Source organism: Gallintestinimicrobium propionicum, assembly GCF_025567525.1.
Classification (GTDB): Bacteria; Bacillota; Clostridia; order Lachnospirales; family Lachnospiraceae; genus Gallintestinimicrobium; species Gallintestinimicrobium propionicum.
On record NZ_JAOQJY010000009.1, the window covers coordinates 99,773 to 113,668 of the forward strand.

Consider the following 13,896-nt stretch of genomic DNA (forward strand, 5'->3'; position numbering starts at 1 on the left):
CCTTTGCAGGCATTATGAGCAAACGTCCCTTTCGACGTTATGTTTTTTACAAATGGAGCGAAAATCCTGTCTGGCGGGATTTTTTCCACATATATCAACTTCAAAAGAAGGGGGAATTTATTTTCATGAAAAAGTTGTCCTATTACTTAAAACAGCATATTCCGGGCTATCTGTTTGCCATCCTTTCGATGGTTATCGCGGTCAGCCTGGATCTGCTCACCCCGCAGGTGACCCGACATATTGTCGATGACGTCCTTGTGGGCGGTCAGATGGGGAAGCTCAAATATCTGCTGCTGGCGATTTTACTCATCGGCATCGGACGCTGTATTTTTCAGTACACCAAGGAGTTTACCTTCGACAAAATCTCCTCTACCATCGCCACAGACATGCGCCGCGATTTATTCGCGCACATTCAGTCGCTGTCCGCCGACTTTTTTGACAAGACGAGCACCGGAGAGCTGATGGCGCGCGTCAAGGACGACATCGACCGCATCTGGAATGCACTCGGCTATGTCGGCATGCTGATGATGGAGGTTGCGTTCCATGTCACCGTCATTTTATTCTGCATGTACAGCTTAAACTGGAAACTTGCGATCCTGCCCACGCTCTGCATGATTTTCTGCGCTGTCCTTGCGATTTTGATGGAAAACAGACTCGGAACTATCTACGAAGAGATCAGTGAGGAAAACGCAAAATTAAACACCGTTGCAGAAGAAAACCTTGCAGGCGTGCGCACCGTCAAAGCCTTTGCGCGGGAAAAATTCGAAATCAAAAAGTTTCTTTCCCACAATAAGCGCTACTACGAGCTGAATATGACGCAGTCCCGCGTGTTTGTCCGCTACTCTCCGTACTTTTCCCTGATTGGAAAGCTGCTGCCGCTTCTGGTGCTTTTGATCGGCGGTTACTTATTCCTGCAGGGAGAGCTGACGCTCGGTGCACTCAGCGCATTCGTACAATATTCCACCAACATCGTATGGCCGATGGAAATGCTCGGCTGGCTGTCCAACGACTTTTCCTCCGCGGTCGGCAGTTACCGCAAAATTCGCAAAGTGTACGACCAGAAGCCTTCGATTCAGGAACCCGAAGAGCCGATTGTCCTGCCGGAAGTGACCGGCGATATCCGCTTCGAGCACGTTTCTTTCCATAAGGAGGACCAGCATGAGATTCTTCACGACATCCATTTCCATGTGGAGGCAGGCAAAACGATCGGTATCATGGGTGCGACCGGAAGCGGCAAGACGTCCCTGATCCAGCTGCTCTGCCGCCTTTACGACGCGACGGGCGGCACGATCTATCTCGACAACGTGGATATCCGCAAACTCAGCCTGCGCCAGCTGCGCAGCTGTATTTCCACCGTCATGCAGGACGTCTTTCTGTTCTCGGATACAATTCAGGAAAACGTTATGCTCGGTCAGAAAGGAAACTTAAACATTTCCGACGTGCGGCTCGCTTCCCGCGACGCACAGGCTTCGGAATTTATCGACCGGCTCTCCGAGCAGTATGACACCGTAATCGGCGAACGCGGTGTCGGCTTGTCCGGCGGTCAGAAGCAGCGCATTTCCATCGCGCGGGCGCTGGCAAAGCATACACCTGTGCTGGTGCTGGATGATTCGACCAGCGCACTGGATATGGAAACGGAATATGCCATCCAGCAGACCCTCACCCGGCTGCCCCATACGACCAAGCTCATCATCGCGCACCGTATCAGTGCCGTCCGTCATGCAGACGAAATCATCGTCCTGGAAAACGGACACATTGCAGAACGTGGTACCCACGAAGAACTGCTTGCCCTTCACGGGCTTTACTATCAAACTTGGCAGGCTCAGTTTGGCATGATGCCTGACCAGAAGGAGGTGACAGATTATGGCTGTTAATTCTTATAAGCAGGACGAACACAGCACAGACGTCGGTAAAATGAAGACGCTGATGCGCCTGTTTTCCTATCTGCTGGACTATAAAAAGGAGATCCTCGCTGTTCTGGCGATCATGGCGTTCTGCGTGTTTGTCAGCCTCGTAAACCCTCTGATCATGGAAAACGCGATTGACAAGCATATTTCCACCGGCGATTTTCCCGGACTGGCAAAACTGATTGGAATCGCCGTTGTGCTGAACGTGATCATGATCCTTTTTGTCAAGCTGCGGATGCTGATTATGGCAAAGGTCTGCAACAGTATCCTCGTAACGATCCGCCAGCAGCTTTATACTCACATCCAGACCCTGGATTTTTCCTTTTTCGACAGCCGTCCCACCGGCAAGATCCTCGCCCGCATTATCGGCGACATCAACTCCTTAAAGGACGTGCTCGGCAACTGCGTCACGACGCTGATCCCGGATTTTTTCACAATCTGCGCCGTCGTCGTGATCATGTTTCTCAAAAATCCGGTTCTCGCAGCGGCTTCCCTGATCAGCCTGCCGCTGATGATCTTCTGCATGTGGTTTATCCAGGTGTACTCGCATAAGCGCTGGCAGATCCACCGCAAAAAATCTTCCAACTTAAACGCGTTTGTCCACGAGGATTTGTCCGGAATCCGTATCATCCAGAGCTTTTCCGCCGAACAGGAAACGATGGCTACGTTCCATCAGCTGACGGACGAGCACCGGGATTCTTTTATCGACGCAGTGCGCTTAAATGACGCGTTTGGTTCCGCCATCGATATTTGCTGGGCAATCGGCACTTTCGCCCTGTATTTTACCGGCATTGTCCTTCTCGGTCCCGATAAGATTTCCCTCGGTATCCTGATCGCATTCGGCTCCTATATTTCGATGTTTTGGAATCCGATTATGAACCTGAGCAACTTTTACAACCAGATCATCACCAATATCGCCGGAGCCGAACGTATTTTTGAGATTCTGGACACAGAGTCTAAAATTTCCGATGCTGACGGCGTGACCAAGCTGCCTCCGGTCAAAGGAGCTGTTACCTTCGATCATGTTTCCTTCTCCTATGATGGAGAGAAGCGCGTTTTAGACGACGTCAGCTTCCAGATCAAACCCGGCGAAACGATTGCTTTAGTCGGTCCTACCGGCGCAGGCAAAACGACGATCGTCAACCTGATCAGCCGCTTTTACGATATCCAGACCGGTCATATCCTGATCGACGATTACGACGTGCAGAAAATTTCCATCGAAAGCCTCCGGCAGCAGATGGGCGTCATGACACAGGATAACTTCCTGTTCTCCGGCACGATCAAGGACAATATCCGTTACGGAAAACTCGATGCGACGGACGAAGAGATCATCGCAGCCGCAAAGGCAGTCAACGCACATGACTTTATCCTAAAGCTCGAAAAAGGATATGACACCGTATTATCCGAACGCGGCGGCGGTCTTTCCATCGGTCAGAAGCAGCTGCTCGCCTTTGCCCGCACGATGGTATCCGATCCCCGCATCCTGATTCTGGACGAGGCAACCAGCAGTATCGATACCAACACGGAAATCCTCGTGCAGGAGGGCATTGAACAGCTTTTAAAGGGACGTACCTCCTTTGTCATTGCACACCGCCTTTCCACGATCCAGAAGGCCGACCGGATCTTCGTCATCGACAACGGCCGCATCATCGAGGAGGGCAATGCAGCGCAGCTGCTTGCGCAGAAAGGCTTCTACTACGATCTGTACATGAGTCAGTTTAAAAATGTGATGTAAATCACTGCACCGCGGCATAAAGACGATATCATTTTGTTGTGCCGCACCACGAGCAAAACGGCGCTGTCCGGAATTTCGTTTTCCAGACAGCGCCGTTTTTTTGTGTCTTCTTTCTATTCTGCCCCTTCTTGCGCCCGTTATTCTTTTTCGGATAAGATCACTGCAAGCATTCCCTGCTCCACCGTCACACTGGACCGTTTTCCAATAAATTCATTAGAAATCCCGATCGGAAAGCTGTTTGTAATCTCACCGTCCTGCATTTCATATTTTAAATTTCGAATCGTAACGCCTGATGCCTTTTCCCCAAGAGAAAACAGGGACAGAAAGCCTTTCGCTTCCGGTTTAAACCAGACCGTCTCGTTCTGCATCACGAATGCCGTCGTCTTATCATCCATCAAATACCCAACTGCGCTGCACTGTTTTAAATAAATCAGGCACTGCAGGTTTGCCAGCGTATGCTCGAGTCTGCCGCCCATCCCGCCGTAAATGCGAAATTCCTGACAGCCTTCTAAAAGACCTATACGGATTGCAGCCAGCATATCCGTATCGTCCTTTTCTGTCGGAAGTACAACGACATGATCCGGCGCAATTTTTGCGATCTCCGCAATCTGCGGCATGTCCGATTCCTGCGCGGAATCAAAGTCGCCCACAATCAGGTCCGGAACTATAGCATATTTTCTGCAGGTATCGTAACCGCCATCCACTGCGATCACAAGATCCTCCGGCTTTGTTTCGATTTTTTGAACGTTGCAGTCTCCTGCTCCAATTAAGATACACCGTTGCATGCTGCCACTCCCTTCTGTCCATCTGCGCCACCTGCATGATACCCCCACGCTGTGGCAGCCTACTTACTCCTTCTGACGCTTCTCGTTTTCTCCGCCCCAGTCATAAATCATTTCCGCCGACGAGCCCTCCGCCGTGTAGGTCTTTTTTGCAAAGCGGTAATTCATCCGGGATACAACGTTTGTATTGTCCGTTGCAATCCCGCTTACCATTGTATTCCAGTACACAATCTCATATTCCGTATGCGGATAATATGCCGCCGGATCGTAAGCTGGCACATACTCGATGCTGCTTCTCTGTACGCCGAGATCCTCCATTTTCTGTCCCAGCACCCGAATTGTACCACTTGGCTGTGCAAGAGAATCATCTTCTACAAAAGAAAACTTCCAGCCGTCCTCTGTAAGGAGAAATACGATCGCTTCTTTCGTGACCGGCACATAGGTATTGCCCGTCCAGTATTCCATCGTGCGATTGATAAACGCATCCCGGATGGCCTTGTACTGATCCGTCACGATGAAATTCCGCGCCGCCTCGTAGCCTTCCTGTTCAAACGCCTCAAACATCGGCGCGAAGTAATCGCTTATCTCCTGCTGTTTGGAAAGACATGCCAAAATACCATCTGCTTCTGCATCTCCCAGCGCCTGCGCCCGTTCTAGCAGTTTCTTCCAGCTGTCCCGATGCGAAAGGCTTAAATAAATCTTCTGTGCTTTCGGTATTATAAAGCTGTATGCTGCTTCCTGGTAGCTGCTGTCCTTTTCTGCAAGCCCCAAAAGCTTTTCGGCAACGTCTGCATATTCGTCAAAATCAGAGGTTCCATCCAGTTCGTCTAACATCAGGGACGCAGTATCCTCCTGCACTGTGACCTGCTGGACACAGTTTTCTAAAACGCTTCTGACACTTTCATTATCCGGATCTGATTCCAGCACGGTAAGACAACTCCTGATATCGTCCAGACCGGCAGTCTTTTCATTGACATGCTCCACTACGCTGTTCAATACGGTCGCACAGTAGTTCTGCAGCAGAATTTCGGACTGTGTCGTCTCGTATCCCTGATGTAGAATTTCTGCCGCCTCATCCAGCTGTCCCTGCGCTGCATAATCATCCGCCAGCCCACGATAAGCGCGCACGCTGCCTTCATCGATGGAAAGCGCTTCCGTATAAGCCTCCTGCGCCTCTAAATAATTCATTTCCGTCATATATTTTGCCGCAAGGGTCAGCTGCTTTTCCACCTTTGTCTGCGGTAAATTATGATAAATCAGCGTAGAACCTGCTGCCGTCACAATCACTGCTGCCGCTGCGATTCCGATTTTTTTCCTTTTCTGCGCTAATTTTTTTCCTCTTTTTTTCCACATGATAGATCTCTGCCTTTTCCTGTCTTTCTTTCGCCCCGATGCCAAAACCAACGGATTTTCCGGCTGTTTCTGGTGTCAGCGCATACAGACGGTATTGTATCAACTTTTCTCCCGCTTTGTAAAGGCTTTACACGAAAAAGTCACAGATCCGCTCTTCTATTCCCAATCATGCTCCCATAGAGCGGAACATTCCAAACATAAGCCCCATACTCAGAAATGGTCCAAGCGCAATCTTCCGCTCTCTCCCGTTTCGAAACAACATCAGATACAGACAGTATCCCCCTGCAAGCGCCATTCCAAACGCAAGACTGTCCCAGACAGCAGACAATCCCAAAAAGAAACCACCTGCCGCCATCAGCTTGACATCCCCGCCGCCGACTGCTCCCGGCCTGCATACAGCTGCCGCAAAAAGCGGCAATCCGGCAATAAACGCCCCGGCAAAACGCATTCTTATAGAAGGCTGCGGCATCCAAAAAAGCGCAGCAACACCGGTCAGGAACAGAAATCCCGTGATCGCGTCCGGAATCTTTCTTTTCTTAAAATCACAAAGGCTGGCTGTAATCAGACCTCCCATAAAAAGTACATCCAACAAATAGCTTCCTGTTTCTTTCATTTTTTCCGCTCATTTCTGCGCACGCTTTTTGCGCATGTTTTCTGCTTTCCATTCTAGCAAATTTGCGACTTTCCGGTAAGCCGTAATGTCTCACAAAATCGATAATCCAAACGCACGTTCTTTTTGTAACCACTTGCAAATTTGGCAGCAATTTCAAAACTGGCATGGTAAAAAAAGTGTAAAATGGCACTTTCTATCATGCCACATATTGCTTATGATAAGAAAAACTTTGATGAGGAGGATTTCCACTATGAAAAAAGAATCTTTTCAGAAGCTGGTTTTGACCGGTGTATTTGCAGCATTATCTTATGTTGTCTTCACTTTTTTGCAGATTAAGATCCCGCTTCCCGGCGGCGATGCAACAAGCATCCATCTCGGCAATGCAGTCTGTGTTCTCGGCGCGCTGATCCTTGGCGGTCTCTGGGGCGGCATCGGCGGCTCCATCGGCATGACCATCGGCGACCTTTTCGATCCTGTCTATGTCGTATATGCACCCAAGACCTTTATTCTGAAGCTCTGCATCGGTCTGATCACCGGTCTGATCGCCCATCGCTTCGGTCACATCACTTATCAGACAGACAAAAAGAAAATCGCCCGTATTGCAGCACTGGCAGCACTGGGCGGGCTGATCTTCAACACAATCTTTGATCCTCTTGTAGGATATTTTTATAAGCTGCTGATCCTGGGCAAACCCGCTGCAGAGCTGACTCTGGCATGGAATATCACTGCAACAGCCATCAACACCGTGATTTCCACCATCGTTTCCGTTCTTGTATACATGGCGCTTCTGCCTGCACTCAAAAAGTCCGGTCTGTTCTTTCAGGTCGGTAAAGAAGGATCTTCCAAATGAATCTACAGATTCCCAAAAAGGCGGCAGTCATCAACAGCTTCGCCGGATATGGACGCTGTTCCCTCACCGAGGCGCTTCCCATTTTGAGCGCCATGAGGGTGCAGGCGTGCCCGGTGCCTACCGCCGTTTTTTCCAATCATACAGGGTTTGCAGCCTTCGCCTGTCAGGATCTGACCGCGTTTCTGCCCTCCTATCTGGAGCAATGGAAGCAGTTAAATCTTACGTTTGACGGTGTTTTGTGCGGATTTTTAGGACAGGCAGAACAAATTCTGTCTGTTTCTTCCTTTCTTTCCGACCAGAAAAGCCGAGGCTGCCAAACAATTCTCGTCGATCCCGTCATGGGCGATCACGGAAAGCCCTATCGCACGATCACACCAAAACACTGTCAAAAGCTGCGCAGCCTGATTCCGCTGGCAGACATCATTACTCCCAATATCACGGAAGCATGCCTTTTGACGGATACGCCCTGGAAAGACGGCTTCTGGAATGAATCTGAGCTTTCTGAGCTTTGTCAAAGGCTTCACAAACTCGGTCCGTCCAAAATCGTCATCACAGGTCTGCCCTGCCTGATCCATGGGAAAGAAGGCTTTGAAAATTATCTGTCCTGCAAGGAGCCGTTTTCTCAATGCGCCTGCCTGACGCCCTCTGCAGGTCCGTCCCGACATGGAACCGGCGATATTTTCGCTTCGATCCTGATGGCGGACGCACTAAACGGCGTCGATTTTTCCGTCTCCGTCCAAAAGGCGGCGGATTTTATTTCCAAATGTATTTCCGCATCGAAAGCGCTGCAGATTCCGGAGCCTGATGGCGTCTGCTTCGAAAATTTCCTGTCAGATCTGGCAGACCAGTAAATGATACATCTATAACCGGGCGTATCAGCTCCTGTTTTTCCTGCACGAAAAAAGAATGCGCCGAGTGCGCATCCTCGCAGCGCGTTTTTCTTTCATAGGACGCATTTTCCTATGAAAGAAACAAAAGATCCTGCATTGTCCGACGCAAACGCGCAGCTGCAATGCAGGATCTTTTTTGCAATCTGTTATTTCGATCCGGCTCTATTTTACCAGCACTTTCTCAATTTCTGCGATATAAAGCGTATGGAAATCCTTATCCGGATACCAGGAATCCACGGTCTTTTGATCCAGAAATGCCGCTTCCTCCATGGGCTGTGCGAACAGCTTACGGCACACGAGCGTCATCCGGCTTTCTTCAAAAACGGGTGCGCCATCTACAAGTGACTCTGTCAGTCCGCTTTTGGCGATCTTATCCTCTGTCCTCCCAGATACCGTTCCCATGTAATTTAACATCTCCCGCTGTGTTTCCGGGAAAATACCAAGGGAAAACGTCTCTGTCTGATCCAGAAAGGTCTTCGTGTAGCGCTGTGGGCGAATCACGATCATCACGACCGACTTTCCCCACATTTCACCTACTGCTCCCCAGCTCGCCGTCATGGCGTTGCTTTTGCCGTCTTTGTTTGCTGCTACCAGCAGCCACTCCTTTCCGATCAGCTCGAAGGGGTTATCCTTGATCTCCTGCGGTTTGATTTCACGAAACATAGTTTTCCTCATTTCTGCGCACGTTTTTTGCGCATGTCAAGTTTGTGTCAAGTGCGCGCAGACACAAATCTCGCGATTGAAAAATTTTATTTTCAATCTTCTTCCTCCCGTCTTTAGTCTACGATTCCGTCATCTTCCGGAATGATCACTGCCAGAATAAAATACAGAATCAGTCCAAGTAAGCCTGCACTTGTAATCAGGCTGATCACTACATATAAAATACGGATCACAGTTGCATCGATCCCGAAGAAATCTCCAAGGCCGCCGCACACGCCGCATACCATTCTGTTCGTTGTGGAACGAAATAATTTTTTATTGTTCATAAGGATGTCCTCTCTTTCTTTGCTTTATCTTAATCCTGTTCGAAGTAAATTTCAATATTTCCCATGGAAGAATCCAATTTCATCTTTCCGGATGCCTTATTGCAGATTACGAAATTCTCCATGGAAACGCCGTCAAATTCTACGTTTCCCAGATCGCTGTCTATCTCATAATCAAAATCGTCTTCTCTCTGTGAAAGGTTCAACACAATGTTTCCAAGCTCAGCATCTGCATCCACCATATCTGTGATGCTCCCCGAAAAACGGAGGACACCTGCTTCTGCATCCGCTTCCAGCTCCGCTGCCTCACTATCCGTCACAGTAATGGCTCCCGCCTCCGCCGACAAAATCAGCTTTTTCGTCTGCAGCCCGGATGCTTCAATGCTTCCAGCTCCTGCCGAAAATTCCATTTCCTCCGCCGAAAAATCCTGCAGTGCCACATACGCCGCCTGTGCATCGATTTCGATCTTTTTCCAGTCCATCGATTTCGGAACCGTCAGGACGATTTCGCCGCCCTTTTGAATCGGTTTATGGTTCTTTTCTTCCAGATACAGACAGTTGTCTTCGATATAACAGTTCATCTTATCCCGATTGCTTCCGCTGAGGATAATTGCGTCGGACTTTCCGGGAACGATTTTTAATGCCAGGGTATTTGCGGAAATTTCCATTTCTTCCGGCAGCTTCCCGTTGAACGAAATTACCTCGCCTGTGCTGGTGCTTCCTACATCCGCAGGGCCGTCGGTTCCCCGTGACAAAATCTGAATCGATTCTTTTGTATTTGGCTGGAAATTCAAACCGATAAACGTGTCGCTGCCACCGAAATGAATATAGCGGCTGTTGATCTTGTCAATATTCTTCCATCCACCCATTGAGCTTCCGATCCCGATGAAAAGGAAGCCTGTTGCAATACAGATGATCGAGCCTGCAATCATCCCTTTTTTCCAGTTTTTCATACTGCCCGACCTCCTTTTCTCGTCACAATCCTGTGCAGGCAGTTGCACAACGCCCGGACTCCTGTCGGAACCACCTTACCGATCAGCCATCCCATAAGCAGCGTCACCAAAACGCCGATTCCGATTGCTGCCAAACTGATGCCGATTCCAATCATCGCCGCCGCTGGCCACGCTACGATCTGCGTAAACGCCTGAATCAGCGCCCAGATGCCCACACCTGTACAAACGATTCCGCAGACCAGCAGTGCAATTCCTGTGATAAACAGGGCAAAGAGAACGGAAATTGCCGCCACAAGCAGCCCAAACACAATCGGAAGCACCACAGGCGCTGCGAAAACGATCAGCAAAATCCACAGCCAGACCGGGGATTGCTTTCTGCGGGCAGCGCTGGAATCATCCTCTGGATCGCTATCCGTGCTCTGCCAGTCCGCATCAGAACGGTCGCCGCACGCAGGTTGCTTTACCCGCTGCAGCTCTTCCTTCTGCGGCTCCCGGTCGACGTAGCCGTTTTCGGAGAAATAACCGCTGTCACCCAGCTGACCGGTGCGGCTGCTGTCCTGCCAATTTTCGTCCGCCTGGCCGCTGCGCTCGCCAGCGGCGCTGCTATCCTGCCGCAGTCCGTTCCGGATAGAATCCGCGACCTCCTCCGGCGTGCCGAGTTCCTGCAGAATATCGAAATCTCCTGCGTCGCCAGCGTCGTTTAAGTAATCCTCATAATATTGCAGCGCTTCTTCCCGCTCCGCCTGCGGAACATCTAAAAGCTGCGCTTCCAGACGATTTAAAAATTCTGCCCTGTCCATCAATTTTGTCCTCCCTCAAAAAGTGCCGTTATCTTCTCAGAATACCGAATCCATTCCGATTCATACAGCGAAAGCTGCGCGCTTCCTTGCTCCGTAATCCGATAATACCGCCGATTCCTGCCTCCGAATTCCATATCGTAGACTTCCAAGCAGCCGTCTTTTTGCAGTCTGCGAAGCACCGGGTACAATGTCGATTCCGACAGATCGATCGCCTGGCGGACCTCCTGCGTGATTTTATAGCCGTATGTCCCTTCCGGCTCCCGAGAAACAACTGCAAGAACAATCGCATCCAGCAGCGCAGAGCCTGTATTAAAAATCATACGTTCCCATCCTTTCCCTAAACCTGTATCTTCTACAATATTATACATTATATAATATTGTTTGTGTTATAAACTATAAGCTACGTTTTTCATTTTGTCAAGGGCGACAAGGATGATAAAAAAGAATGTGCCCTGGCGCATCCTCGTAGAGCATTTATTATCGTATGGAAATGAAGTTTCCTATACGAAAAAAGAATGTGCCAGGGCACATTCTCGCGCCGAGGCGCGGTTGCTTTAGCAACCATCTACCCTTGCGCCGAGTGCGCATCCTCGCGGAGCGTTTCTAATTTTTATTCATGACAATAGAATGATCGCAGAGCGTGCATTCTATTGTTTATGAAATCTTTCGCTTTCGCACAGAAACCTCTTTTCCGTCGATATCCAGATCAAAGAGCCAGCCCGCCACTTCGAAGCCGCGGATCCTCATGTGACCGCAGTTAATCGGCAGCTGCGAATGAAAGACCGGTTCTCCATCCTCCATGGTAAGCCCCAGAATTTCAAAATAAATCAGAGATAAAAATGCAGTTGCGCTCCAGGTCTGTTTGCGTCTGGAATCCCATTCCACGATTCCGCCGGGTCCCTGCTCCTGCATACCACCATAAAGCGCACCGGTATCCGGATGATAAATTTCGGAAAAGTGCATATCCCGGACTGCCTTCTGTGCCATCAGATACAGCTCTTTTTCGAAGCTTTCCTGATGTCCTGCCCTGTGCATTGCGCGCGCCCAGAAGCCCTGGATATGCGGCCAGATCGTGCCGGAATGGCGTCCATAGCCGCCCAGGCACTCATAGCGCCAGAAGGTCGGCCATACACAGGGAATGCCGTGTGCGCAGATATGGGTATTTTCCCGGATCAACGCCGTCTGCCGTTCGTCCGCAATGCCGAACAGCACGGCAAATGCCAGCCCAAGCCCCTCTTCACAATCGCATTCTCCTGCTAGATAATCGTAGCTGCCGCGCTTCTCATTCCAGAAATTTTTGTTGACGGCTTTCTTCATGGCTGCCGCTTTTTCCTCGAACTCTTTTGCGGGCTCGCCAAGCGCATGGGCCATCTCTGCCAGAATTTCATAGGCTTTAAAATAAACGCAGTTGGTAGAAAGTGCTTTCATCGGAATGCCGTAGCCCTTGGGATAAACCGGATTACCCGGATAATCCACCCATTCCAGGATTCCGGAACCCTGATTCGGGCATTTGCTGTACTTGTCCGGATATGCCGCAATGCCGTCGCCGTACACAGCGGGACCGCGGAACAAACCGTCCTCTTCATCAAATTCGTCCTCTTCCAGACGATGTACAGAATTTCTGCCGGCTTCAAAAGCAAGGCGATAGAAGTTATCGTCTTTATGAAATCTGCAGTACTCCCTGGCACCGATCATCCAGATGATCGAATCCCAATACTGGCCACCGATATAAATGCTTCCCTCTTCTTCCTCCAAAACCGCAAGCAGCGTGTTTTTGGAAACCTCCGGAGACAAAATGCTCAACGCGTTCCAGATGTTGATCGCCGTATCCCGGGTCCACGGGGTATTGTAGTCCAGCCCCGCGATCATACAGGGCTTTTCCTCCGTCAGCAGTCCGTTCTGGTAATATACGATATTGCCGACAATATCCCCCGCTGCGATCCGATACGCATCGTTTAGGAGCTTATTGTCTGTCTCCAGGTAAGGAATATTCAGATTCATTTTGACCTCCTGTCATTTTTTGTCGAAGCCGGAGATCTTTTCCTGTCTCCATACGCCACTTTTTCCCGGGCGGAAAATTTTTAACATCCGGAAAACACCGGCGCGTTCCAGCACCGTCATCACCAGATATAAAATAATGCTGTCCACCGGAGCCTTGATCACATTTTTGATCAGCCGCGCGGGGAGCATCACCATAAACGCCTTACCGTACACCTGAGACAGCCAGAAGGTTCCGAGCAGGACATTCACCAAAAGCGCCACTGTCAGCTCCGCCGCCAGAATCCGCCAAAAGTTTGTCGGTTTGCGGTACAGGAAAAATCCGTAGATCAGTCCCGCCAGCAGGCAGTTTAAGGTCAGACCCGGAATCCATGCTCCGGTGGGATACAGCAGCAGCTTTAAAATATCCATCGCTGCAGCAAACAGGCTGCCGACCGCAGGGCCAAACAGGACGTCCACCATTTCATTCGGAAGACCGGATACGCCGATCTTTAAGTAATTCCCGATCTGAACGGTGAACGAGTTGAGAATCAACGCAAGCGCCGCAAAAAGTCCGCACGCCGTGATGGTGCGGATATTGCGAAACTCCCGCATGGATTCCGTAAAAAGAGCTGCCATTTTTTTCATTGCATTTCCTCCTTCTACAGACATCGGGCCGCAAAAGGAGATAATGGGATTATCTTCTGCTGCAGCGAGATGCGGTCTGTATACCGCAAGCCGAACCGGCTTTTCGTCCAACAGGCAACTCTCTGTCCTGCCGGCACTTAACGCATACAAACCTACTCTGCATGTTTTATTTTTTTGTTTCGTTTCCCATTATAACAGTGCAGCCTGCAATATACAATTCATATTTCAGGAAAATCTGTCATGGTCTGCGCAGCTTTCCAACAATAGAATGCACGCTCTGCGAGCATTCTATTGTCATGAAAAAAAGAATGTGCCTTGGCACATTCTCGCGCCGAGGCGCGGTTGCTTTAGCAACCATCTACCCCTGCGCCGAGTGCGCATCCTCGCGGAGCATTTTTATCGTAT

The 13,896-nt window shown here is 49.9% G+C and carries 14 protein-coding genes and 1 riboswitch; of the genes, 4 read left to right on the forward strand and 10 right to left on the reverse strand.

Annotated elements, in window-relative coordinates; translation table 11 throughout:
• The first annotated feature begins 125 nt into the window (after positions 1-125).
• A complete protein-coding gene (locus OCV62_RS08540; RefSeq protein WP_021915787.1) occupies positions 126-1,874 on the forward strand; it encodes an ABC transporter ATP-binding protein in 1,749 nt (582 codons plus the stop codon).
• Positions 1,864-3,642: an ABC transporter ATP-binding protein gene (locus tag OCV62_RS08545; protein ID WP_262586029.1), complete on the forward strand. Its 1,779-nt coding sequence runs from the start codon at positions 1,864-1,866 to the stop codon at positions 3,640-3,642. The genes OCV62_RS08540 and OCV62_RS08545 overlap by 11 nt, the downstream gene beginning before the upstream one ends.
• A 137-nt stretch (positions 3,643-3,779) precedes the next feature.
• Here the strand turns inward: OCV62_RS08545 and OCV62_RS08550 are convergent, their stop codons facing one another.
• The 3 genes from OCV62_RS08550 to OCV62_RS08560 form a co-directional block, all read right to left on the reverse strand.
• Complete coding sequence (locus OCV62_RS08550) at positions 3,780-4,427, reverse strand: thiamine diphosphokinase (RefSeq protein WP_262586031.1); 648 nt, start codon at positions 4,425-4,427, stop codon at positions 3,780-3,782.
• Positions 4,428-4,490: 63 nt separating this feature from the next.
• Positions 4,491-5,777 (reverse strand): tetratricopeptide repeat protein, encoded by a 1,287-nt coding sequence (locus OCV62_RS08555; protein WP_262586033.1) that lies wholly within the window; start codon positions 5,775-5,777, stop codon positions 4,491-4,493.
• Between the two features lie 166 nt (positions 5,778-5,943).
• Complete coding sequence (locus OCV62_RS08560; RefSeq protein WP_262586034.1) at positions 5,944-6,390, reverse strand: prepilin peptidase; 447 nt, start codon at positions 6,388-6,390, stop codon at positions 5,944-5,946.
• A gap of 250 nt (positions 6,391-6,640) precedes the next feature.
• On the opposite strand from OCV62_RS08560, the gene OCV62_RS08565 reads away from it, so the two are divergent.
• Entirely contained in the window at positions 6,641-7,240 is a 600-nt protein-coding gene (locus OCV62_RS08565; RefSeq protein ID WP_118762713.1) for an ECF transporter S component, read from the forward strand.
• A complete protein-coding gene (locus OCV62_RS08570) occupies positions 7,237-8,091 on the forward strand; it encodes a pyridoxamine kinase (RefSeq protein WP_262586037.1) in 855 nt (284 codons plus the stop codon). Before OCV62_RS08565 ends, OCV62_RS08570 begins: the two co-directional genes overlap by 4 nt.
• 201 nt (positions 8,092-8,292) lie before the next feature.
• Here OCV62_RS08570 and OCV62_RS08575 read toward each other — a convergent pair whose 3' ends face one another.
• The 7 genes from OCV62_RS08575 to OCV62_RS08605 form a co-directional block, all read right to left on the reverse strand.
• The gene (locus OCV62_RS08575; protein ID WP_262586038.1) at positions 8,293-8,805 is read right to left on the reverse strand and encodes a flavin reductase family protein; all 513 of its coding nucleotides are present in this window, start codon (positions 8,803-8,805) and stop codon (positions 8,293-8,295) included.
• A 101-nt stretch (positions 8,806-8,906) separates the two neighbouring features.
• The gene (locus OCV62_RS08580; protein ID WP_021915779.1) at positions 8,907-9,116 is read right to left on the reverse strand and encodes a PspC domain-containing protein; all 210 of its coding nucleotides are present in this window, start codon (positions 9,114-9,116) and stop codon (positions 8,907-8,909) included.
• 29 nt (positions 9,117-9,145) lie between these two features.
• Positions 9,146-10,066 carry a DUF4097 family beta strand repeat-containing protein gene (locus tag OCV62_RS08585; protein ID WP_262586041.1) on the reverse strand — a complete coding sequence of 307 codons (921 nt, stop codon included), beginning with the start codon at positions 10,064-10,066 and terminating at the stop codon, positions 9,146-9,148.
• A complete protein-coding gene (locus OCV62_RS08590) occupies positions 10,063-10,866 on the reverse strand; it encodes a DUF1700 domain-containing protein (RefSeq protein WP_262586043.1) in 804 nt (267 codons plus the stop codon). The genes OCV62_RS08585 and OCV62_RS08590 overlap by 4 nt, the downstream gene beginning before the upstream one ends.
• Complete coding sequence (locus OCV62_RS08595; RefSeq protein WP_021915775.1) at positions 10,866-11,186, reverse strand: PadR family transcriptional regulator; 321 nt, start codon at positions 11,184-11,186, stop codon at positions 10,866-10,868. The genes OCV62_RS08590 and OCV62_RS08595 overlap by 1 nt, the downstream gene beginning before the upstream one ends.
• Before the next feature lie 334 nt (positions 11,187-11,520).
• Entirely contained in the window at positions 11,521-12,867 is a 1,347-nt protein-coding gene (locus tag OCV62_RS08600) for an MGH1-like glycoside hydrolase domain-containing protein (protein ID WP_262586045.1), read from the reverse strand.
• 12 nt (positions 12,868-12,879) lie between these two features.
• On the reverse strand, positions 12,880-13,491 hold the full coding sequence (locus OCV62_RS08605) for a folate family ECF transporter S component (RefSeq protein WP_009256582.1): 612 nt from the start codon (positions 13,489-13,491) through the stop codon (positions 12,880-12,882).
• A 60-nt stretch (positions 13,492-13,551) separates the two neighbouring features.
• Positions 13,552-13,653: riboswitch (THF riboswitch) on the reverse strand.
• Positions 13,654-13,896: the final 243 nt, after the last annotated feature.

What these genes read in the sequence shown, in the direction of transcription:
- OCV62_RS08565 (WP_118762713.1), top strand. Translation starts at nt 6,641, where the DNA reads ATGAAAAAAGAATCTTTTCAGAAGCTGGTTTTGACCGGTGTATTTGCA.
- OCV62_RS08540 (WP_021915787.1), top strand. Translation starts at nt 126, where the DNA reads ATGAAAAAGTTGTCCTATTACTTAAAACAGCATATTCCGGGCTATCTG.
- OCV62_RS08555 (WP_262586033.1), bottom strand. Translation starts at nt 5,777, where the DNA reads ATGTGGAAAAAAAGAGGAAAAAAATTAGCGCAGAAAAGGAAAAAAATC.
- OCV62_RS08590 (WP_262586043.1), bottom strand. Translation starts at nt 10,866, where the DNA reads ATGGACAGGGCAGAATTTTTAAATCGTCTGGAAGCGCAGCTTTTAGAT.
- OCV62_RS08550 (WP_262586031.1), bottom strand. Translation starts at nt 4,427, where the DNA reads ATGCAACGGTGTATCTTAATTGGAGCAGGAGACTGCAACGTTCAAAAA.
- OCV62_RS08560 (WP_262586034.1), bottom strand. Translation starts at nt 6,390, where the DNA reads ATGAAAGAAACAGGAAGCTATTTGTTGGATGTACTTTTTATGGGAGGT.
- OCV62_RS08605 (WP_009256582.1), bottom strand. Translation starts at nt 13,491, where the DNA reads ATGAAAAAAATGGCAGCTCTTTTTACGGAATCCATGCGGGAGTTTCGC.
- OCV62_RS08570 (WP_262586037.1), top strand. Translation starts at nt 7,237, where the DNA reads ATGAATCTACAGATTCCCAAAAAGGCGGCAGTCATCAACAGCTTCGCC.
- OCV62_RS08580 (WP_021915779.1), bottom strand. Translation starts at nt 9,116, where the DNA reads ATGAACAATAAAAAATTATTTCGTTCCACAACGAACAGAATGGTATGC.
- OCV62_RS08545 (WP_262586029.1), top strand. Translation starts at nt 1,864, where the DNA reads ATGGCTGTTAATTCTTATAAGCAGGACGAACACAGCACAGACGTCGGT.
- OCV62_RS08575 (WP_262586038.1), bottom strand. Translation starts at nt 8,805, where the DNA reads ATGAGGAAAACTATGTTTCGTGAAATCAAACCGCAGGAGATCAAGGAT.
- OCV62_RS08585 (WP_262586041.1), bottom strand. Translation starts at nt 10,066, where the DNA reads ATGAAAAACTGGAAAAAAGGGATGATTGCAGGCTCGATCATCTGTATT.
- OCV62_RS08600 (WP_262586045.1), bottom strand. Translation starts at nt 12,867, where the DNA reads ATGAATCTGAATATTCCTTACCTGGAGACAGACAATAAGCTCCTAAAC.
- OCV62_RS08595 (WP_021915775.1), bottom strand. Translation starts at nt 11,186, where the DNA reads ATGATTTTTAATACAGGCTCTGCGCTGCTGGATGCGATTGTTCTTGCA.